Genomic DNA, 19,812 nt, shown 5'->3' on the forward strand with positions numbered 1-19,812 from the left:
TATATGACCGCGCGGGCCCGGCCGTCCACCAGGCCACCGGGCGGGAGTGTCAGGCGTCGGTCTCGTCCGCCAGCGCCCGCAGCGCCAGCCGGTAGGAACCGATCCCGAAGCCCGCCACGGTCCCGGTCGCCACGGCCGCGATGACCGAGGTGTGCCGGAACTCCTCGCGGGCGTACGGGTTCGAGATGTGCACCTCGATCAGCGGCGCCGTACGCTGCGCGGCCGCGTCCCGCATGCCGTACGAGTAGTGGGTGAAGGCCCCGGGGTTGATGACCACCGGGATCTTCCCGTCCGCCGCCTCGTGCAGCCAGCGGATCATCTCGCCCTCGTCGTTGGTCTCGCGGACCTCGACGTCGAAGCCGAGCTCCTCCCCCAGCGAGCGGCAGCTGTCCACCAGCCCTGCGTACGAGGTGGCCCCGTACACGTCGGGCTCGCGCGAGCCGAGCCGGCCCAGGTTCGGGCCGTTCAGCACGAGGACGCGGCGGCTCACGCCGACACCTCGCCGTAGGCGGCGATCAGGTGCGCCGGGTCGGGGCCCTCCAGGACGGTCGGCTTGGCCAGTCCGTCGAGGACGATGAAGCGCAGCAGGTTGCCGCGGGACTTCTTGTCGACCTGCATGGTCTGGAGCAGCTTGGGCCACTGGTCGCCGCGGTAGGTCAGCGGCAGGCCGACGGAGGCGAGGACCTCCTTGTGCCGGTCGGCGGTGGCGTCGTCGAGGCGGCCGGCGAGCCGGCCGAGTTCGGCGGCGAAGACCATGCCGACCGACACGGCCGCGCCGTGCCGCCACTTGTAGCGCTCGTTCTTCTCGATGGCGTGCGCGAGGGTGTGGCCGTAGTTGAGGATCTCCCGCAGCCCCGATTCCTTGAGGTCGCTGGAGACCACGTCGGCCTTGACCTGGATGGAGCGCACGATCAGCTCGGCGGTGTGCGGGCCGTCGGGCGTGCGGGCGGCCTGCGGGTCCTCCTCGATCAGGTCGAGGATCACCGGGTCGGAGATGAAGCCGGCCTTGATGATCTCGGCGAGGCCGCTGACGTAGTCGTTGACCGGCAGCGACTCCAGCGCCGCCAGGTCGCAGAGCACGCCGGCCGGCGGGTGGAAGGCGCCGACGAGGTTCTTGCCCTCGGCGGTGTTGATTCCGGTCTTGCCGCCGACGGCCGCGTCCACCATCGCCAGGACGGTGGTGGGTACGGCGACCCAGCGCACGCCGCGCAGCCAGCTGGCGGCGACGAACCCGGCGAGGTCGGTGGTGGCTCCGCCGCCGACGCCGACGATGACGTCGGTGCGGGTGAAGCCGGACTGGCCGAGCGCCTTCCAGCAGTACGCGGCGACCTCGACCGTCTTGGCCTCTTCGGCGTTCGGCACCTGGATGGCGATCGCCTCGAAGCCCTGGTCGGCGAGGTCGTCGCGCAGCGCCTCACCGGTCGAGGCGAGGGCCTCGGGGTGGATCACGGCGACCCGCTGGGCCTTCGTACCGATCAGGGAGCCGAGCTCGCCGAGCAGCTGCCGCCCGACCAGCACGTCGTACGGGTCATGGCCGGCGCTTGCGCCGACGTGGATCCGCGTCACCTGGTCTGTCATACGTCCTTCAACTCCAGAGCGTCGAGGACCGCCTGGGCGACCTCTTCGGGGGTGCGGTCGTCGGTGGCGACGACGACGCGGGCGACTTCGGTGTAGAGGGGGCGCCGGGCGTCCATCAGCTCGCGCCACTGGCGGCGCGGGTTGACGGCGAGCAGCGGGCGCGCGGCACCGAGGCCCACGCGCCGTACGGCTTCTTCGACGTCCATCGAGAGGTAGGCGACGGGCAGGCCGGTCAGCAGCGTGCGGGTGCCCTCGTCGAGGACGGCGCCGCCGCCGAGGGCGAGGACTCCGGTGTGCTCGGCGACGGCGGCCGCGACGGCCTGCCGCTCCAGCTCACGGAAGTACGGCTCGCCCTCGTCGACGAAGATGTCGGAGATCGGCCGGCCCTGGGCCGTGACGATGTCGGCGTCGGTGTCCCGGTAGGGGACGCCGAGCCGCTCGGCGAGCAGCGCCCCCACCGTGGACTTGCCTGACCCCATGGGCCCGACGAGGACGACGAGCGGTCCGGCCGTCACCGGATCTGCAGGTTGTCGAGGTAGGCGCGGACGTTGCGGCGGGTCTCGGGGACGGAGTCGCCGCCGAACTTCTCGACGACGGCGTCGGCGAGCACGAGGGCGACCATCGCCTCGGCGACGATGCCGGCTGCGGGGACGGCGCACACGTCGGAGCGCTGGTGGTGGGCCACCGCCGCCTCGCCGGTGGCCACGTCGACGGTGGCCAGGGCGCGCGGGACGGTCGCGATGGGCTTCATCGCGGCGCGGACGCGCAGCAGTTCGCCGGTGGTCAGGCCGCCTTCGGTGCCGCCGGAGCGGCCGGAGGTGCGCTTGATGCCCTCGGGGGTGGAGACGATCTCGTCGTGCGCCTTCGAGCCGGGCACCCGGGCGAGCTCGAAGCCGTCGCCGACCTCGACGCCCTTGATGGCCTGGATGCCCATGAGGGCGGCGGCGAGACGGGCGTCGAGCCGGCGGTCCCAGTGGACGTGCGAGCCGAGGCCGACCGGGACGCCGTAGGCGAGGACCTCGACGACGCCGCCGAGGGTGTCGCCATCCTTGTGGGCCTGGTCGATCTCCGCGACCATCGCCTTCGACGCGTCGGCGTCGAGGCAGCGCACCGGGTCGGCGTCGAGCTTGTCGACGTCGGCGGGGGTCGGGTAGACGCCGTAGGGCGCCTTGGCCGAGGCCAGTTCGACCACGTGGGAGACGATCTCGATGCCCGCGACCTCCTTGATGAAGGAGCGGGCGACGGCGCCGAGGGCGACGCGGGCGGCGGTCTCACGGGCGCTGGCGCGCTCCAGGATCGGCCGGGCCTCGTCGAAGCCGTACTTCTGCATGCCCGCGAGGTCGGCGTGGCCGGGGCGGGGCCGGGTCAGCGGCGCGTTGCGGCCGGTGTCCTTGAGCAGCGAGGGGTCGACCGGGTCGGCCGACATGACGGTCTCCCACTTCGGCCACTCGGTGTTGCCGATCATGACCGCGACAGGGCCGCCCTGGGACAGCCCGTGGCGGACGCCGCCGAGGAAGGTGATCTCGTCCTGCTCGAACTTCATGCGGGCACCGCGGCCATAGCCGAGCCGGCGCCGGGCCAGGTGATCGGCCACCAGCTCGGTGGTGACCGGGACGCCGGCGGGAAGGCCCTCCAGCGTCGCGACCAGTGCCGGTCCGTGCGACTCTCCCGCGGTCAGCCAACGCAACCTGCTCAACGATGCTCCTCATGCTCGCGCCTGGTACTGCGACGGCGCGATCGGGTGCGCGGCCCGGACCCGCCTCACCCGAATCCTCCCACGTCCGGAGCGGTTTCACGGGCCCCGGTCCAGCTATCGGACGCCCCGCTGGTCAGCGGACCCGGCCGCGGCGCCCGCGGAGCCAGCTGACGGCCGTCCACACGCCGACGGAACCGAGGAGTCCGAAGACCAGGGCCTTGGCCCAGATCGGCAGGTCACCGAAGGCGACCCTGAGCATGGCGAACAACGCGAAGGGGAGGTCCCACTTCGACGCGAGCATCTGTTCCGTGTCGGTCCCGTCCATCCCATCCCCCTGTAAAGGTGCAGGTGAACAGGGTAAGGGCTGACATTACCGGTGAGTAGGCCCGATCCTGCCAAGATCGTCCGAGACGGTGGACCGCCCCGGCGGCGCGGAGCGTCAGTGGGCTCCGGAGAGGGCCGCGAGGCCCGCCCGCCGCATCACTTCGAGCGGCGCCGGGGAGCGGCCGGTCATCTGCTCGACCTGGAGGACCGCCTGGTGCACCAGCAGGTCCAGCCCGCCGAGGAGGTTGCCCCCGCGCCCGGACCAGGCGGCGGCCAGGGCCGTGGGCCACGGGTCGTAGAGGACGTCGAAGAGGGTGCCCGGAGCGTCCGGGACCGCCGCGGCCAGTTCGTCGGTGGCTCCGGCCGGGGTGGTCGCGATGACCAGCGGTGCTTCGAGCGCCGCGGCCGCCCGCGACCAGTCGGCCGTGCGGACGGCCACGCCGAGCCGCTCGCCCCACTGCCGCATCTCGTCGGCGCGGGCCCGCGAGCGGACGTACGCCGTGACCTCGCCGGTGCAGATCCGCGAGAGCGCGGCGAGCGCCGAGGAGGCGGTGGCCCCGGCGCCGAGGATGGCCGCCGCGGACACCTTCTCGACACCGCGCTCGTGCAGCGCGGCGACGATGCCCGGGATATCGGTGTTGTCGCCCAGGAGCCGGCCGTCCTCGGTGCGGACGACCGTGTTGACCGCCTCGACCGAGGCCGCCGTGTCGCTGACGCCGTCCAGCAGCGCGATGACCGCCCGCTTGAGCGGCATGGTCAGCGACAGCCCGGCCCACTCGGGGCCGAGCCCGGACACGAACCCCGGGAGCGCGGCCTCGTCGATCTCGAACCGGTCGTACGACCAGTCGACGAGGCCCAGCTCCCGGTACGCGGCACGGTGCAGCACCGGTGAGAGCGAGTGCTCGATGGGGGAACCCAGCACCGCGGCCCGTATCCGTGTCATGTCCTGCTACCCGCCGTTCTTCTGCTTCTGCCGTTCCTGGAACTCGGCGACGAGCTTGAGGTGCTCGTCGTAGGTCTTGGTGAAGGTCGTCGTGTTGCCGTCGACCGACACGAAGAACATCCAGCCGCCGTGATCCGGGTTGAGCGTAGCGGTAAGCGCGTCCATGCCCGGGTTCCCGATCGGGCCGACCGGCAGCCCCTTGATGAAGTGGGTGTTGTACGGGTTGTTGAACGCCTGGGCTTCCTTGAGGTTGAAGTTGATCTCGCTCTGGTTCTTGGCGTAGTTGTACGTCGAGTCGAACTCGATCTTCTGGTTCGTGACGTCGTTGGTCTTCTTCATGCGGTTGTAGACGACCTCGGACATCTTGCGGAAGTCGTCGTGGTTCTTGCCCTCGGCGTTGACGAGGCTGGCGACCGTGACGACCTGCAGCGGGTTCTCCAGCCCCAGCTCCTTGGCCTTGGCCTCGATGCCCAGCTCCGCGTACTTGTCGGAGGCGTTCTTGACCATCTGCCTGAGCAGCGACTCGGGGGTCGTGTCCTTGCTGAGGTCGTAGCGCGCCGGGAACAGGAAGCCTTCGAGGGGATCGCTGAGCTTGGGGTTGTTCCCGGCCCAGGCCGGCAGGCCGAGGTTCTTGGCCTCGCGCTGCGCGATCTCCTGGGTGGCGCCCTGGGGCTGGCCGAGCTTCTTGTCGATCGCCTCGTACACCTTGGTATTGCGCCAGCCCTCGGCGACGGTGAGGACGTTCAGCTTGGTGGGGTCGATCATCACGGCGACGGCGGCCGCACCCGACATCTTCTTCTTCATCGGGTAGACACCGGGCTGGATGGACTTGCCCTTGGGGTTGGCGTTCGCCGCGTCGACGAAGGCCTGGGCGCTCGCGACGACGCCGGCCTCCTTCAGGATCCGGCCCATCTGCCCGAGGCCCGCGCCCTTGGGGATCTCGACGTCGACCGTCTCGCCGGCGCCCTCGCCCGCGAAGTCCTCGGCGGGCGCGAACCTCTCCTTGATGTAGCTGTAGCCGTAGTAGCCGCCACCGCCGACCACGCCGAGGATGACCACGGCCGCGACCAGGCAGGCCATACCGCTGCGCTTCTTGGGCTTGCCGCCCTTCGTACGACCGCCGCGACGGCCGTCGGGCTCGTCGTCGTCACCGTCGTCGTCACCGTCCCGGCCGGCGCCGCCGACGCGGAGGTCGCCCTCGGGCTCCTTCTCCTCGACCGGTTCCGGCTCCAGGTGACGCCGGCCCGGGGGCTGCGGCGGCGGGAAGGCCTCGTCGGTGCCGTAGAGGTCCGGGGTCTCCCCCGGGTAGCCGGCCGACGGGTGCTGTGCGTAGTCCGCACCCGCGTACGGGTCGGTCTGCACCGCGGCCGTGTACTGGCCCTGGCCGGTGTCCCAGCCCTGGCTGTCGTAGACCGGCTGCTGGGGCTGGGGCTGGGACTGCGGCTGCTGCGCGTACTGCGGATGCTGAGCCTGCTGCGGGTGCTGAGCCTGCTGGGGGGCGTACCCCTGCTGAGGCTGGGGGTACTGCTGCTGCGCGTACTGCTGCTGCTGTGGGTACCCGGGGTACTGCTGGTACTCCTGGTACTGGGGCTGCTGGGGGTACGGCTGCTGGTACTGGGGCTCCTGCTGGTACTCCTGCTGCGGCGCACCGGCGTACGGCACCGGGCCCTGCTGGGTCTGGTGCCCGGTCCACCCCTGGTCCCCGTACAGGGGGTCCTCAGGGTGCCAGGGTTCGGGGCCACGGCCCCGGCCATAGTCAGTCATCGGTCCCCTAGAGCCGCGAGACGGAGGCCACGGACTCCGTCATCCGTGGCAACCGGTTCCGCCTCTTTGACGGTGATCGACGGCTGTTCGAATGCCGCCTCATCGCGCGGAACGTTACCGTATCGCGATCAGACAACCACTTCGACGCACTCACCAGGCGGATTACCCGATACCCGTTCGGTCTCAAGAGCGTTCTGAAGGATCACCACAGCGGCGGCCTGATCGATGACCGACCGGCCCTTCTTCGCGTTCCTTCCGGAGGCCCTCAGCCCCTGGGCGGCGGTGACCGTGGTCATCCGCTCGTCGACCAGACGGACCGTCACCGGCTTGATGCCCTTGGCCAGTTCGGTCGCGAAGGCGCGCACCTTGGCCGCGGCCGGCCCCTCCCGCCCGCTGAGCGAGCGAGGGAGGCCGACCACGACTTCGAGGGGCTCGTACTCCTCGACGAGCTGCCGCAGCCGCCGGTGGGCGAAGGGGATGTCCCGGCCCGGAACCGTCTCCACCGGTGTGGCCAACACCCCATCGGGATCGCAGGACGCGACCCCGATCCGGGCGTCCCCGACGTCGATGGCCAGTCGGCGGCCGCGGCGCAGTGTCATCGTCAGACCGTCTCGACGACGAGGCGCTCGACGGCGCTGATGGCCTCCGGGACGGCTGCCGGGTTCTGGCCGCCGCCCTGGGCGACGTCCGGCTTGCCGCCACCGCCGCCACCGAGGGTCTTGGCGGCCGTACGGACCAGGTCGCCGGCCTTGAGGCCCCGCTCGCGGGCGGCCTCGTTGGTGGCGATGACGGTCAGCGGGCGGTCGTTCGCCACGGTGAACAGGGCCACGACGGCCGGGCGGTCGCCAGGGATGCGGCCGCGGACGTCGAGGACCAGCTTGCGCAGGTCGTCGGCGCCGACGCCGTCCGTCACCTGGCCCACGACCAGGGCGACGCCCTTGATGTCCTGGGCGTTCTGGGCGAGCCCGGCGGCAGCCTGGAGGACCTTCTCCGCGCGGAACTTCTCGATCTCCTTCTCGGCGTCCTTCAGCTTGCCGAGCATGGCGGAGATCTTCTCCGGCAGCTCCTCCGGACGGCCCTTGACCAGCTCCTGGAGCTGGGCGACGACCGTGTGTTCCTTGGCGAGGAAGTTGTACGCGTCCACGCCGACGAGGGCCTCGACGCGGCGCACGCCGGAGCCGATGGAGGACTCGCCGAGCAGCTTCACCAGGCCCAGCTGGGCGGTGTTGCCGACGTGCGTGCCGCCGCACAGTTCCTTGGAGAAGTCGCCGATGGTCACGACGCGGACACGCTCGCCGTACTTCTCGCCGAACTCGGCGATGGCGCCCTGCTTCTTCGCCTCGTCGATGCTCATGATCTCGGCGGTCACTTCGAGCTCGCGCGAGAGCACGTCGTTGATCTTCTGCTCGACGTCGGTGAGGACCGAGCCGGGGACGGCGTTCGGCGAGCCGAAGTCGAAGCGGAAGCGGCCGGGGCTGTTCTCCGAGCCGGCCTGGGCGGCGGTCGGGCCGAGCGCGTCGCGCAGCGCCTGGTGGGTCAGGTGCGTGGCCGAGTGGGCGCGGGCGATGGCCCGGCGGCGCTTGACGTCGATGGCGGCGTACGCGGAGGCGCCCACCGTCACCTCGCCGACCTGGACGGATCCCTTGTGTACGGAGACGCCGGGAACCGGCTGCTGGACGTCGCGGATCTCGATGACGGCGCCGGTGTCGAGCTTGATCCGGCCCTGGTCGGCCAGCTGGCCGCCGCCCTCGGCGTAGAAGGGGGTGCGGTCGAGGACGACCTCGACCTCGTCGCCCTCGGAGGCGGCGGGCGCGGAGACGCCGTTGACCAGGAGGCCGACGATGGTGGACTCGCCCTGGTTGGTGGCGTAACCGGTGAACTCGGTGGCACCGGCCGCGTCGGCGATCTCGCGGTAGGCGGCGACGTCGGCGTGGCCGGTCTTCTTGGCCTTGGCGTCGGCCTTGGCGCGGTCGCGCTGCTCCTGCATCAGGCGGCGGAAGCCCGGCTCGTCCACGGAGAGCCCCTGTTCGGCGGCCATCTCCAGGGTGAGGTCGATCGGGAAGCCCCAGGTGTCGTGGAGCAGGAACGCCTTGTCGCCGGAGAGGACCGTGCCGCCGGCGGCCTTGGTCTCGGTCACGGCGGTGTCGAGGATGTTCGTGCCGCCCTTGAGCGCCTTGAGGAAGGCGGCCTCTTCGGCGAGGGCGACGGTCTCGATGCGCTTGCGGTCGGTGACGAGCTCCGGGTACTGCTGGCCCATCGTGTCGATCACGACGTCGACGAGGTCCTGCACGACGGGGCCCGTGGCGCCCATGAGGCGCATGTTGCGGATGGCGCGGCGCATGATGCGGCGCAGCACGTAGCCGCGGCCCTCGTTGCCGGGGGTGACGCCGTCGCCGATGAGCATGACGGAGGTGCGCATGTGGTCGGCGACCACGCGCATCGAGACGTCGGTGCCCTGGGCGGCGCCGTAGCGCACGCCGGTCAGCTCGGTGGCCTTGTCCATGACCACGCGCAGGGTGTCGGTCTCGTACATGTTCTGCACGCCCTGCAGGATCATGGCGAGGCGCTCGAGGCCGAGACCGGTGTCGATGTTCTTCGACGGCAGGTCGCCGAGGATCGGGAAGTCCTCCTTGCCGTCGCCGGCGCCGCGCTCGTACTGCATGAAGACCAGGTTCCAGATCTCCACGTAGCGCTCGTCGTTGACGGCGGGGCCGCCCTCGACGCCGAACTCCGGACCGCGGTCGTAGTTGATCTCGGAGCACGGGCCGCAGGGGCCCGGGACGCCCATGGACCAGAAGTTGTCCTTCTTGCCCAGGCGCTGGATGCGCTCGGCGGGCACGCCGATCTTCTCGCGCCAGATCTGCTCGGCCTCGTCGTCGTCGAGGTAGACCGTGATCCAGAGCTTCTCGGGCTCCAGGCCGTAGCCGCCGTCCGCCACGGAGCTGGTGAGCAGCTCCCAGGCGTACTTGATGGCGCCTTCCTTGAAGTAGTCGCCGAAGGAGAAGTTGCCGCACATCTGGAAGAACGTGCCGTGGCGGGTGGTCTTGCCGACCTCTTCGATGTCCGGCGTACGGACGCACTTCTGCACGCTGGTGGCCCGGGGGGCCGGGGGCTTGGTCTCACCGAGGAAGTACGGCTTGAAGGGGACCATGCCCGCGTTGACCAGCAGCAGAGTCGGGTCGTCCGCGATGAGCGACGCCGAAGGGACAACGGCGTGACCGCGCTCCTCGAAGAAGCTCAGCCAGCGGCGGCGGATTTCAGCCGACTCCATCAGTGGTCCTCATTCCGGTTGTACGAAAGCTTTGGTCGGTGGTCGGTCTGGTCGTTCTGGATGGCCCGCAGCCGCCGCGGCCCCGGGAGGGCGGTGACGTTGTCGGGCCGGTCGGGGTCCTGGTGGAGCCCCAGCGCATCGTTCAGCTCGTCCTCGCGCTGCGTCATTCCCGCTCTGACGTCGAGGGCGAAGTCCTTGAGGCGGTGGCCCGCCTCGACGGCCTTGTCCGCCGCCTGGGCTGCGAGACTCTCCGGGGTCAGCTTCTTGAGCTGCCGGTTGACCTTGGTGGTGGCCCACACGCCGGCGGCTGCGCCGGCGGTGAACCAGAAGGCTCGGCGGAACATCGGCGGTCTCAGCCCTTCTGCTTCCGGCGCCGGGCGGCCGGCACCGTTCGGCCAACGATCACAGTACGGCGGGATTCCCTCGGCGGCACGCCGCCCGGGGCCGCGTCCCTCTTGCCCAGTGCCTTGCGGACGCCGTAGCCGAAGGCGGCGACCTTCACGAGCGGGCCGCCGAAGGCGGTGGCCACGGTGGAGGACAGGGCGGAGGCGTTCGAGGTGACCTCCTGGACGTCGCTCGCGATCGCGTCGACCCGGTCGAGCTGGGTGCGCGCGGAGCGGACGGTGCCAGCGGCGTCGGCCAGGAGCGGTACGGCCTGGTCGGTGACCTCGGACACCAGTCGGGTGGTCGCCCTGAGCACCTGCGCCAGCCGCACCAGGGCGACGGCGAGGAAGGAGATCAGGATGGCCCAGAAGACGGCCACGATGATCCCGGCCACCTCTACACCGGACACGTCACACCGCTCTCTGTCTCTACCCGGATCGCCGGCAGTGGCGATTCCTACGAACGACCCTCCGACCCTATCGCGCCGGGGATACCCGGCCGTACCCGAATTCGGGGTCGGGGGCACCTGTCTTGGACGCAGTGCATCCGGGCCAGTACGCTCCGTGTCCCATGCGACACAGACCCCTTCGAGATACCGGCCGGGGCAATCTTCCCTCGGAGCTGAGCGGGTTCATCGGGCGGGGTGCCGAACTCGCCGCGCTGGGGCGCCTGCTGGAGGACTCGCGGCTGGTGACCGTGACCGGTGCGGGCGGGGTCGGCAAGTCCCGGCTGGTGCTCGCGGCGGCCCGGGCGGCCGCCGAAGGGGCGCGGGAAGCCGCGGAGGGAACGCCCCAGGCGCGGGAAGCGCGGGAAGCACAAGGGGCACCAGGGGCGCGTGCGCCGGGGCGGGTACGCCACCGCGACGGCGTCCGGCTGGCCGAGCTGGCCGGCGTACGGGATCCGGGGCTGCTGGAGCTGACGCTCGCCGAGGCGCTCGGGCTGACCGACCACACCACCCGGCCGCCCCGGGCGGTCCTGGCCGAGCATGTGGCCGGCCAGGACCTGCTGCTGGTCCTGGACGGCTTCGAGCACCTGGTGGAGGAGACCGCCGCTCTGGTGCGGGAGCTGCTGCTGCGCTGCCCCGGCCTGCGGGTGCTCGCAGCCGGCCGACGCCCGCTGGAGCTGGAGGGGGAGCGCGTGTTCCCGCTCGCCCCTCCGGCCCCGGCGGAGGCGCTGGAGCTGCTGTCGGTCCGTGCGGCCGCCGCCGACCCGGCGTTCGCGGTGACCGCGGCCAACCGGGCCGAGCTCGTGGAGCTGTGCGCGCGCCTCGACGGGATCCCGCTCGCCCTGGAGCTGGCGGCGGGCCGGCTGCGGACGCTGTCCCCGGCCCAGGTGCTCGCCCGGCTGGAGGACCCGTTCAGGCTGCTGACGGGCGGTGCGCGCGGGGGGCTCCCCCGGCACCGGGCGCTGCGTACCGCCATCGGCTGGAGCCATGAACTGTGCACGCCGTCCGAGCGGTTGCTGTGGGCGCGGCTGTCGGTGTTCGCGGGGCAGTTCGACCTGGACGCCGCCGAGTACGTGTGCGCCGGTCCGGACCTGCCGGTGGAGGACGTGCTGGACCTGGTGGGCGAGCTCCTCGCCCAGTCCCTGCTGGTCCGGGAGGAGACGGCCGCGGGGGTCCGCTTCCGGATGCTGGAGACCGTACGGCTGTACGGGGCGGGCTGGCTGGAGTCGCTGGGCGACGCGGTGCGGCTGCGGCGGCGGCACCGGGACTGGTACATGGGGCTGGCGACCTGGTGCGAGCTGGACTGGTTCAGCCCGCGTCAGTACGAGGTGGCCGCGCTGGTGGAGGTGGAGCTGCCGAACCTGCGGCTGGCCCTGGAGTGCTGCCTGGACGAGCCGGACGAGCTGCATCTGGGCCGGTACCTGGCGGGCACCCTGTGGTTCTTCTGGGCGGGCTGCGGCCGCCTGACGGAAGGCCGGCACTGGCTGGACCGGACCCTGGACGCTCCGGGCGGGGCGGCGACGGAGTACGAGAGCTCGCGGCTGAAGGCCCTGTGGGTGCTGGGCTACGTCGCGGCCCTGCAGGGGGACGCGACGGCTTCGATGTGCGCCCTGCACGAGTGCCGGGACGCGGCGGCGCGCAGCGGGAACCGGGTGGCGGCGGCGTACGCGGTGCACCGGCTGGGCTGTCTGGCCCTGGTGTCGGACGACATGGCCCGGGCCCGGGAGCTGCTGGGCGAGGCGCTGGAGCAGTACCGGGCGGCCGGGGAGCTGAACAGCAACGTCCTGATGTGCCAGGTGGAGCTGGGGATGGCGCTGGCGTTCCTCGGGGACCTGCCGGGGGCGCTGGCGCTGTGCGGGGAGGTCCGGGAGATCTGCGAGGAGCGCGGGGAGCTCTGGACGAAGGCGTACGCCCTGTACGTGCTGGCGTACGCGGCCCTGGAGGCGGGCGGCGCGCCGGAGGCCAGGCGGCTGCTGACCGAGTGCGTGGAGGTCAACCACGCCTTCAACGACCTGGTCGGGCTGGTGCTGGCGCTGGAGCTGCTCGCCCTGGTGACGGTCGCGGAGGGCGATCCGGCCGAGGCCGCGGTGCTCCAGGGCGCCGCGGAGCCGCTGTGGGGCGCGGTGGGGCTGCAGCTGTTCGGCTCGGGGTACTTCAACGCCCCGCGGCTGCTCTGCCGGGAGCGGGCGGGTGAGCTGCTGGGCGCGGAGCGGTACGCGGCGTACGAGGCCGAGGGGCGGGAGCTGAGCCGGGAGTCGCTGGTGGTGCGGGCGCTGCGCGGGGCGGCGTCGGCGCCGCGACCGGCCGGCGCACCGGGCGGGATGCCCGGCCCCCGTCTCTCGCGCAGTACGGCGCCGGCGGACCAGCCCTAGGGGTGTCCCGGCGCCGGAAGCGGAAAACCCGCCGCCCCCGGAGGGGACGGCGGGTTTGCACCAGCCTGTGAGGGCTACGCCTGCCGGAAGATCAGCGGGCGTAGTACTCGACGACGAGCTGCTCGTCGCAGATGACCGGGATTTCCTTGCGGTTCGGGTCGCGGTCCAGGCGGAAGGCCAGGGCCTTCAGGTTGACCTGCAGGTAGCGCGGGGTCTCGCCCTCGCCTGCGTAGCCACCCTCACGGGCGACCTGGAACGGAACCTTCTCGCGGCTGCGCTCGCGCACGGTGATGACGTCGTCCGGGCGGACACGGAACGACGGCTTGTCGACCTTGGCGCCGTTGACCTCGATGTGGCCGTGGACGACCATCTGGCGGGCCTGGTAGATCGTGCGGGCGATGCCCGAACGCAGGACCAGGGCGTCGAGACGACGCTCGAGCTCGACGACCAGCGCCTCGCCCGTCTTGCCCTCGGCCTTCTTGGCGCGGTCGTACGCGCGGGCCATCTGGCGCTCGGAGATGTCGTACTGAGCGCGCAGACGCTGCTTCTCCAGCAGACGGACCTTGTAGTCCGAGTTCTGCTTGCGGCCACGGCCGTGCTCGCCCGGCGGGTAGGGGCGGGCCTCGAAGTACTTGACGGCCTTCGGCGTCAGGGCGATGCCGAGGGCGCGAGACTTCTTGACCTTGGGTCGCTTCTGGTTCACGGGGAACCTACCTCCATGTAAGTTAGGTGAGGCTTACCTTAGCGAGGAGGACGTAATGTCTCGACCACATGGGATCCCCCTGCCCAGTGCGCAACGCAGTTCGGATTCCAACGAAACAGAATCCGCTTGCGCCGACGATAAGCAAGGTCAGCCGCGTCCCAGGGAAGGCGTTCGGCAGCTCACCGGAGCCGAACGCGTACGAACCCTCGTAGAGTCCAACGCCTCAGTATCCCTCACGCTGATCGGTGCTCGTGACAGTCACGGTTCCGAGGAGTTCGGGACAGGGATGCCGGTCGCACGGACCGTCACCCCGGACGGGGACGTGATTCTCCTTGTTTCCGGGGAATCCGCGGCTGCCAGGGCAGCCGCTCACGCCCAGGACGACGACCTCACCGCCGTGATCGAGATCACGGATGTGGCGCCGGTGTCCGTCCCACATCGTATCCGAGGCCGTGCGTGGCTGGCCGGGTGGCTGACTCCGGTGCGCGGGGACGACCGCGCGGTCTGCGCCGCACTGCTCGCCGAGCGCCACCCGGTGGGCGAGCTGCTGGGCCTCGGCGAATCCCTCGACGCCCCCGCGGATCTTCTCCAGGGCGGGGGCCGCCCGGCCTGGATGATGCTGCGGCTGGAGGTCGGCGAGATCACGGTGGACGACCTGTGGGGCGCCGAGCAGGTGGACCCCGAGGACCTGGCATCGGCGGAGCCGGACCCGGTGTCCCCGCACGAGGCGGAGCTGCTCCAGCACCTGCACTCCTCCCACGGCGACCGGATCGCCGAGCTGTGCGGCCTGCTCGGCGACCGCGGGGCGCGGGGCATGACCGCCGTCCCGCTCGCCCTGGACCGCGTGGGCCTGCGCGTCCGCTTCACCGGCGGGGTCGCCGGTGGCTCCTTCGACGCCCGCTTCGACTTCCCGGATCCGGTGACGGACATCTGCGGTCTGCGCCGTGCCATGCGCGCTCTCTTCTCGGCCGCCGCCCACTGAGAGCCCGCATGCCCGGCCCGACCGGCGGGACACCGCGTCAAGGGGTGTTCACGGCGTGGTCGAGGGGGCGCCGGATCTGCTGGGTCACGCGGGCGGCTCGGACACCCCCGGCCGGGAGGCCTCAGCCGCGGTCGGTGCCGCGCAGGCGCTCGCGGACCTTCTCCACCACGTCCGCGTAACGGGCTTCGGCTCCGTAGCGGGTCGGCTCGTAGTACCGCTTCCCGTGGATCTCGTCCGGGGCGTACTGCTGGGCCGCGATGGCACCCGGCACGTCGTGCGGGTACACATATCCCACCGCGTGCCCCAGCTTCGCCGCGCCCTTGTAGTGCCCGTCCCGCAGGTGCGTCGGGACGGAGCCGGCCAGGCCCGCCCGTACGTCGGCCAGTGCCGCGCCGATCGCGGTCGTGGCGGTGTTCGACTTCGGGGCGAGGGCCAGGGCGATCGTGGCGTGCGAGAGGGTCAGCGCGGCCTCCGGGAAGCCGATCATCGCCACCGCCTGGGCCGCGGCGACCGCGATCGGCAGGGCCGTGGGGTCCGCCAGGCCGATGTCCTCGCTCGCGGAGATCATCAGGCGGCGCGCGATGAACCGGGGGTCCTCGCCGGCCTCGATCATCCGCGCCAGGTAGTGCAGCGCGGCGTCCACGTCCGAGCCGCGGATCGACTTGATCAGCGCGCTCGCCACGTCGTAGTGCTGGTCACCGTCGCGGTCGTAGCGGACCGCCGCCCGGTCGACCGCCTCCTCCAGCGTCCGGAGGGTGATCTCGTCCTCGCCCTGGGCGATGGCCGAACCGGCCCCCGCCTCCAGCGCCGTCAGCGCCCGCCGGGCGTCACCGCCGGCGATCCTCAGCAGGTGGGCCTCGGCGTCCTCGGGCAGGGTCACCGCCCCGGCCAGGCCCCGCTCCTCCGTGAGGGCGCGCCGCATGAGCGCGCTCAGGTCGTCGTCGGTCAGCGGTTCCAGCGTCAGCAGCAGCGAGCGCGACAGCAGCGGGGAGATGATCGAGAAGTACGGGTTCTCCGTGGTGGCGGCGATCAGCGTGACCCAGCGGTTCTCGACGGCCGGCAGGAGGGAGTCCTGCTGGGCCTTGCTGAAGCGGTGGATCTCGTCGAGGAAGAGGACGGTCTCCTTGCCGTAACCCCCGGCCGCGCGCTTGGCGCCCTCGATGACGGCCCGTACCTCCTTGACGCCCGCCGTGATCGCGGAGAGTTCCACGAAGCGCTTCTGCGTGGCCTGGCTGACCACGTAGGCGAGGGTCGTCTTCCCGATGCCGGGCGGGCCCCAGAGGATCACCGAGGAGGCGCCGGCCGGGCCGCCGCTCCCTTCCCCGACCAGCCGCCGCAGCGGTGATCCGGGCTTCAGCAGGTGCTGCTGGCCGACGACCTCGTCCAGGGTGCGCGGGCGCATCCGCACGGCGAGCGGCGAGCTCGCGGGGTCCTTCTCCTGGCGCTCTTCGGCGGCGGCGGTGAACAGGTCTGGTTCCACACGGGAAGCCTAGGGCCTGTCCGGCGGATCAGGGTCGGTGGGGCCGCGGCCCCGGCCATGATCCGCCGGACAGGCCCTGAGCGAGTCCACCGACAGGGCCGCCCGCCGCCGGTCCGCGCGGCCGCGGATCAGCGGGTCAGCAGGTCCGCGGGTCAGGAGGTCCAGAAGTCCCACCAGCGGGTCAGGATCAGCATGCCGATGATCCCGATGTGCAGTACCGGCAGCACCCAGGTGAACTCCTCGAAGAAGCTCCTGAGCCAGCCCGGCGCCGGCAGCAGCCCGGCACGGACGTTGTGGGAGGTGACGTACCAGAACATCAGGATCGTGGCGACCCAGGCCAGGGAGCACCACAGGCACAGCGCGTTGATGTTGTAGAGCGACTGGTAGGTCAGCCAGGCGCAGAAGACGACGCCGAAGAGGGTGCCGGCGTTGAAGGTGAGCCAGTACCAGCGGCGGAACCGGGCGCCGGCCAGGATGCTCATGCCGACACAGATCACGATGCCGTAGGCGACGAGGCCGAGCATGGGGTTCGGGAAGCCGAAGACGGCCGCCTGGTCGCTCTTCATGATGTTGCCGCAGGAGACGACCGGGTTGAGGCTGCAGCCCGGCGTGAAGTTCGGGTCCTCCAGCAGCTTGAACTTGTCGATCGTGATCACCCAGGCGGCGAGGAGGCCCGCGGCCCCCGTGATCACCAGCAGCAGGGCCAGCGCCCGGCTCGCCCCGAAGGTCGTCCCCCCGGCGGTGTCCGCGTCCGTGCTCCGTGTCGTCATACCGCCCGCTCCACATCTGCAAGGTGATCAAGGCCCGGGCCATTGTGCCGTACGAGCCTGTGAACGAACGGGGCCGGGGAAGGATCCCCGGCCCCGTCCGACACGCTGCCCGCTCAGGCCAGGCGCGCCCTGACCGTGTCGATCAGCTCGCCGACGGGCACGGCCGTCTGGTCGCCGGACTCCATGTCCTTGAGCTGGACGACGCCCTCGGCGAGGTCGCGGTCGCCCGCGACGACCGCGAAGCGGGCGCCGCTGCGGTTCGCGTCCTTCATGGCGCCCTTGAGGCCCTTGCCGCCGTACGACATGTCCGCGGCGACGCCCGCCTTGCGCAGCTGCGTCACGAGGCCGAACACGGTCGGCTTGGCCTCGCCCAGCGCCACGGCGAACACCGAGGTCGACGCCGGGATGTCCAGCTCGACGCCCTCGGCCTGGAGCGCGAGGACCGTGCGGTCCACGCCGAGCGCCCAGCCCACCGACGGCAGCGCCGGGCCGCCGATCATCTCGGACAGGCCGTCGTAGCGGCCGCCGCCGCCGACCGCCGACTGCGAGCCCAGACCGTCGTGGACGAACTCGAAGGTGGTGCGGGTGTAGTAGTCCAGCCCGCGCACCAGCTTCTCGTCGTCCTCGAAGGCGACGCCGGCCGCCGTCACCAGCGCCCGTACGTCCTCGTGGTACGCCTTGCACGCGTCGCACAGGTAGTCGCGCAGCACCGGAGCGCCGACGAGCTGCTTCTGGACGTCGGCCCGCTTGTCGTCGAGGACGCGCAGCGGGTTGATCTCGGCCCTGCGGACGGTCTCCTCGTCGAGGTCGAGGCCGCGCAGGAAGGACTGCAGCGCCTCCCGGTACACCGGGCGGCACTCCTTGTCCCCCAGCGAGTTCAGCAGGATCCGGAAGTCGCGCAGGCCGAGCGAGCGGTACGCCTGGTCGGCCAGGATGATCAGCTCTGCGTCCAGCGCCGGGTCCTCGGCACCGATCGCCTCGGCGCCGACCTGCGAGAAGTGACGGTAGCGGCCCGCCTGCGGCTTCTCATAGCGGTAGTAGGAGCCGGAGTACCAGAGCTTGACCGGCAGGTTGCCCTTCTTGTGCAGGCTCGCCTCCAGGGCGGCGCGCAGCACGGAGGCGGTGCCCTCGGGGCGCAGGGCCAGCTGGTCGCCGCCCTTGGTCTCGAAGGCGTACATCTCCTTGGAGACGATGTCGGTGGACTCGCCGACACCGCGGGCGAAGAGGCCCACGTCCTCAAAACCGGGGGTCTCGATGTAGCCGTAGCCGGAGTTGCGCAGCGGGGCCGCGATGGCCTCGCGTACCGCCAGGTACTTCACGGAGACCGGCGGGATCAGGTCGTACGTGCCCTTGGGGGCCTGGAAAGTAGCCACGAAGCTTTCGTCACATTCCTCGTCGTGGAGCGGCGGTGCCGTCTCCGAGCCCGGCGGCGACCTCCCGAAGGTACGGGTTGGTCGCGCGCTCGCGGCCGATGGTGGTCTGGGGACCGTGGCCGGACAGCACCACGGTCGAGTCGTCGAGCGGCAGGCACACGCGGGCCAGCGAATCGAGCATCTCGGCGTGGGAGCCGCCCGGCAGGTCGGTTCGTCCGATGGAGCCGGCGAAGAGCAGGTCGCCCGAGAAGAAGACCGGCGGGATGTCGGCCAGCTCGGGCATCCGGAAGGTCACCGACCCCTTGGTATGGCCCGGCGCGTGCGCCACGGAGAAGTCCATTCCGGCCAATTTCAGGGCGGCTCCGTCGGCCAGCTCGCGGACGTCGTCCGGCTCGCCCACGGTCAGCTCGCCCATGAGGGGCATCCCGATGGAGCGGCCGAGGGCCTTCTCCGGGTCGCTCATCATGTAGCGGTCCTCGGGGTGGATCCAGGCCGGTACGTCGTGTGCTCCGCACACCGGGACCACCGAGGCCACATGATCGATGTGGCCGTGGGTCAGGACGACCGCGACGGGCTTGAGCCGGTGCTTCTTCAGCGTCTCCTCGACACCCTGGGCGGCCTGGTGGCCCGGGTCGATGATGACGCACTCCTCACCGGCTGCGGGGGCGACCACGTAGCAGTTGGTACCCCAAGCACCTGCGGGGAACCCGGCAATCAGCACGTTCGTCCTCAATCGTCGTCGGTGGGAGGCCGCAGGTCGTCAATCCTGCTGCTCAGAGCCTACCGGCGCCGCTCATTACACAGCGAACCCATATACGGTACGGCCTATCCCAGCCCGGACAGCAGTATCAGACACGTACAAGGAGACGACCCGGTGGTCACGAGCGATCAGCGGCGGCGACAGCTCGCCAGGGAGAAGTACGAGCGCCAGCAGAAGCGCCGCGCCGAGGCCCGCAAGAAGAACCGGCAGCGTGCGGCGGTGATCGGCGCGGCGGTGGCCGTGGTGATCGCGACGCTGGTCGGCCTGGTCGTGGGCGGTGTCTTCGACTCGGACAAGGACCCGAAGGACACGGCGGCGGACCCGTCGGCCTCGGCGACCCCGCCGGAGCCGAAGCAGTCTCCCTCGCCGGAGATGGCCATCGACCAGAAGGGCAAGTACACCTTCGCGCTGAAGACCAGCGCCGGTGACATCACCTTCGCGATGGACGCGGCGAAGACCCCGCAGACCGTCAACTCGTTCAAGTCGCTCGCCGACAAGGGCTACTTCGACAACACCAAGTGCCACCGCCTCACGGCCGGCGGGATCTTCGTGCTCCAGTGCGGCGACCCGGAGGGCACCGGCCGCGGCGGCCCGGGCTACAACATCCCCGACGAGAACCTGGACTCCCTGGGCAAGCCGAACGAGCAGGGCCAGGTGATCTACCCGGCCGGCACCGTGGCGATGGCCAACACCGGCCAGCCCGGCTCGGGCGGCAGCCAGTTCTTCCTGGTCTACAAGGACAGCCCGCTGACGCCGACGTACACGCCGTTCGGCAAGATCGACGCGGCGGGCCTGAAGGTCCTGGAGGAGATCGCCAAGGCCGGTACGGCCGACGGCGGCCAGGACGGTGCGCCGAAGACCGAGGTCAAGATCGAGAAGGGCTCGGTCACCCAGAACTGACGGGTGCTGCGGCCCCGGGGCCGGCCGGCCCGCCCCCGTACGCCGATATTCCGTCGTGCGGGATGCG

19 protein-coding genes are annotated in these 19,812 nt (G+C 71.3%); 3 read left to right on the top strand and 16 right to left on the bottom strand.

The window, feature by feature from the left end; translation table 11 throughout:
* Nucleotides 1–49: 49 nt before the first annotated feature.
* The 11 genes from aroQ to AAT21_RS31405 form a co-directional block, all read right to left on the bottom strand.
* Nucleotides 50–490: a type II 3-dehydroquinate dehydratase gene (gene aroQ, locus AAT21_RS31355; protein WP_030965137.1), complete on the bottom strand. Its 441-nt coding sequence runs from the start codon at nucleotides 488–490 to the stop codon at nucleotides 50–52.
* Nucleotides 487–1,578, bottom strand: coding sequence for a 3-dehydroquinate synthase (gene aroB / locus AAT21_RS31360; protein ID WP_046780364.1), 1,092 nt, complete (start codon nucleotides 1,576–1,578; stop codon nucleotides 487–489). Before aroB ends, aroQ begins: the two co-directional genes overlap by 4 nt.
* Entirely contained in the window at nucleotides 1,575–2,093 is a 519-nt protein-coding gene (locus tag AAT21_RS31365) for a shikimate kinase (RefSeq protein WP_046780365.1), read from the bottom strand. The genes aroB and AAT21_RS31365 overlap by 4 nt, the downstream gene beginning before the upstream one ends.
* Entirely contained in the window at nucleotides 2,090–3,274 is a 1,185-nt protein-coding gene (gene aroC, locus AAT21_RS31370) for a chorismate synthase (RefSeq protein ID WP_046780366.1), read from the bottom strand. The genes AAT21_RS31365 and aroC overlap by 4 nt, the downstream gene beginning before the upstream one ends.
* Before the next feature lie 133 nt (nucleotides 3,275–3,407).
* A complete protein-coding gene (locus AAT21_RS31375; RefSeq protein ID WP_046780367.1) occupies nucleotides 3,408–3,599 on the bottom strand; it encodes a hypothetical protein in 192 nt (63 codons plus the stop codon).
* Nucleotides 3,600–3,713: 114 nt separating this feature from the next.
* Nucleotides 3,714–4,541 carry a shikimate dehydrogenase gene (locus AAT21_RS31380; RefSeq protein WP_046780368.1) on the bottom strand — a complete coding sequence of 276 codons (828 nt, stop codon included), beginning with the start codon at nucleotides 4,539–4,541 and terminating at the stop codon, nucleotides 3,714–3,716.
* A 6-nt stretch (nucleotides 4,542–4,547) separates the two neighbouring features.
* Nucleotides 4,548–6,305, bottom strand: coding sequence for an endolytic transglycosylase MltG (gene mltG / locus AAT21_RS31385; RefSeq protein WP_046780369.1), 1,758 nt, complete (start codon nucleotides 6,303–6,305; stop codon nucleotides 4,548–4,550).
* 128 nt (nucleotides 6,306–6,433) lie between these two features.
* On the bottom strand, nucleotides 6,434–6,904 hold the full coding sequence (ruvX, locus tag AAT21_RS31390; RefSeq protein WP_046780370.1) for a Holliday junction resolvase RuvX: 471 nt from the start codon (nucleotides 6,902–6,904) through the stop codon (nucleotides 6,434–6,436).
* Nucleotides 6,905–6,906: 2 nt separating this feature from the next.
* A complete protein-coding gene (gene alaS, locus AAT21_RS31395) occupies nucleotides 6,907–9,576 on the bottom strand; it encodes an alanine--tRNA ligase (protein ID WP_046780371.1) in 2,670 nt (889 codons plus the stop codon).
* On the bottom strand, nucleotides 9,576–9,920 hold the full coding sequence (locus AAT21_RS31400; protein ID WP_046780372.1) for a DUF6167 family protein: 345 nt from the start codon (nucleotides 9,918–9,920) through the stop codon (nucleotides 9,576–9,578). Before AAT21_RS31400 ends, alaS begins: the two co-directional genes overlap by 1 nt.
* An 8-nt stretch (nucleotides 9,921–9,928) precedes the next feature.
* Nucleotides 9,929–10,369, bottom strand: a complete 441-nt coding sequence (locus tag AAT21_RS31405; protein ID WP_046780373.1) for a DUF948 domain-containing protein — start codon at nucleotides 10,367–10,369, stop codon at nucleotides 9,929–9,931.
* 161 nt (nucleotides 10,370–10,530) lie between these two features.
* Between AAT21_RS31405 and AAT21_RS31410 the strand changes: the two genes are divergently transcribed.
* Nucleotides 10,531–12,777 (top strand): ATP-binding protein, encoded by a 2,247-nt coding sequence (locus tag AAT21_RS31410; RefSeq protein WP_046780374.1) that lies wholly within the window; start codon nucleotides 10,531–10,533, stop codon nucleotides 12,775–12,777.
* 91 nt (nucleotides 12,778–12,868) lie between these two features.
* Here the strand turns inward: AAT21_RS31410 and rpsD are convergent, their stop codons facing one another.
* Nucleotides 12,869–13,480, bottom strand: a complete 612-nt coding sequence (gene rpsD, locus AAT21_RS31415; protein ID WP_030026606.1) for a 30S ribosomal protein S4 — start codon at nucleotides 13,478–13,480, stop codon at nucleotides 12,869–12,871.
* A 286-nt stretch (nucleotides 13,481–13,766) separates the two neighbouring features.
* Between rpsD and AAT21_RS31420 the strand changes: the two genes are divergently transcribed.
* Nucleotides 13,767–14,462 carry a DUF2470 domain-containing protein gene (locus AAT21_RS31420; protein ID WP_046780375.1) on the top strand — a complete coding sequence of 232 codons (696 nt, stop codon included), beginning with the start codon at nucleotides 13,767–13,769 and terminating at the stop codon, nucleotides 14,460–14,462.
* 121 nt (nucleotides 14,463–14,583) lie between these two features.
* On the opposite strand, the gene AAT21_RS31425 is transcribed toward AAT21_RS31420, so the two are convergent.
* The 4 genes from AAT21_RS31425 to AAT21_RS31440 form a co-directional block, all read right to left on the bottom strand.
* The gene (locus tag AAT21_RS31425) at nucleotides 14,584–15,942 is read right to left on the bottom strand and encodes a replication-associated recombination protein A (RefSeq protein WP_046780376.1); all 1,359 of its coding nucleotides are present in this window, start codon (nucleotides 15,940–15,942) and stop codon (nucleotides 14,584–14,586) included.
* Nucleotides 15,943–16,094: 152 nt separating this feature from the next.
* Nucleotides 16,095–16,712 carry a vitamin K epoxide reductase family protein gene (locus AAT21_RS31430; protein WP_030965156.1) on the bottom strand — a complete coding sequence of 206 codons (618 nt, stop codon included), beginning with the start codon at nucleotides 16,710–16,712 and terminating at the stop codon, nucleotides 16,095–16,097.
* A 113-nt stretch (nucleotides 16,713–16,825) separates the two neighbouring features.
* Entirely contained in the window at nucleotides 16,826–18,085 is a 1,260-nt protein-coding gene (hisS, locus tag AAT21_RS31435) for a histidine--tRNA ligase (protein ID WP_046780377.1), read from the bottom strand.
* A gap of 10 nt (nucleotides 18,086–18,095) precedes the next feature.
* Nucleotides 18,096–18,806: an MBL fold metallo-hydrolase gene (locus AAT21_RS31440; RefSeq protein ID WP_046780378.1), complete on the bottom strand. Its 711-nt coding sequence runs from the start codon at nucleotides 18,804–18,806 to the stop codon at nucleotides 18,096–18,098.
* 153 nt (nucleotides 18,807–18,959) lie between these two features.
* On the opposite strand from AAT21_RS31440, the gene AAT21_RS31445 reads away from it, so the two are divergent.
* Nucleotides 18,960–19,745, top strand: coding sequence for a peptidylprolyl isomerase (locus tag AAT21_RS31445; RefSeq protein ID WP_046780379.1), 786 nt, complete (start codon nucleotides 18,960–18,962; stop codon nucleotides 19,743–19,745).
* The last annotated feature ends 67 nt before the right edge of the window (nucleotides 19,746–19,812 follow it).

This window comes from Streptomyces yangpuensis (genome assembly GCF_001005295.1).
GTDB classification, from domain to species: Bacteria; Actinomycetota; Actinomycetes; order Streptomycetales; family Streptomycetaceae; genus Streptomyces; species Streptomyces yangpuensis.

Coding starts and splice junctions, on each gene's coding strand:
- alaS (WP_046780371.1), bottom strand. CDS start 9,576: ATGGAGTCGGCTGAAATCCGCCGCCGCTGGCTGAGCTTCTTCGAGGAG.
- ruvX (WP_046780370.1), bottom strand. CDS start 6,904: ATGACACTGCGCCGCGGCCGCCGACTGGCCATCGACGTCGGGGACGCC.
- AAT21_RS31375 (WP_046780367.1), bottom strand. CDS start 3,599: ATGGACGGGACCGACACGGAACAGATGCTCGCGTCGAAGTGGGACCTC.
- AAT21_RS31410 (WP_046780374.1), top strand. CDS start 10,531: ATGCGACACAGACCCCTTCGAGATACCGGCCGGGGCAATCTTCCCTCG.
- AAT21_RS31420 (WP_046780375.1), top strand. CDS start 13,767: ATGCCGGTCGCACGGACCGTCACCCCGGACGGGGACGTGATTCTCCTT.
- mltG (WP_046780369.1), bottom strand. CDS start 6,305: ATGACTGACTATGGCCGGGGCCGTGGCCCCGAACCCTGGCACCCTGAG.
- aroB (WP_046780364.1), bottom strand. CDS start 1,578: ATGACAGACCAGGTGACGCGGATCCACGTCGGCGCAAGCGCCGGCCAT.
- AAT21_RS31400 (WP_046780372.1), bottom strand. CDS start 9,920: ATGTTCCGCCGAGCCTTCTGGTTCACCGCCGGCGCAGCCGCCGGCGTG.
- AAT21_RS31380 (WP_046780368.1), bottom strand. CDS start 4,541: ATGACACGGATACGGGCCGCGGTGCTGGGTTCCCCCATCGAGCACTCG.
- AAT21_RS31430 (WP_030965156.1), bottom strand. CDS start 16,712: ATGACGACACGGAGCACGGACGCGGACACCGCCGGGGGGACGACCTTC.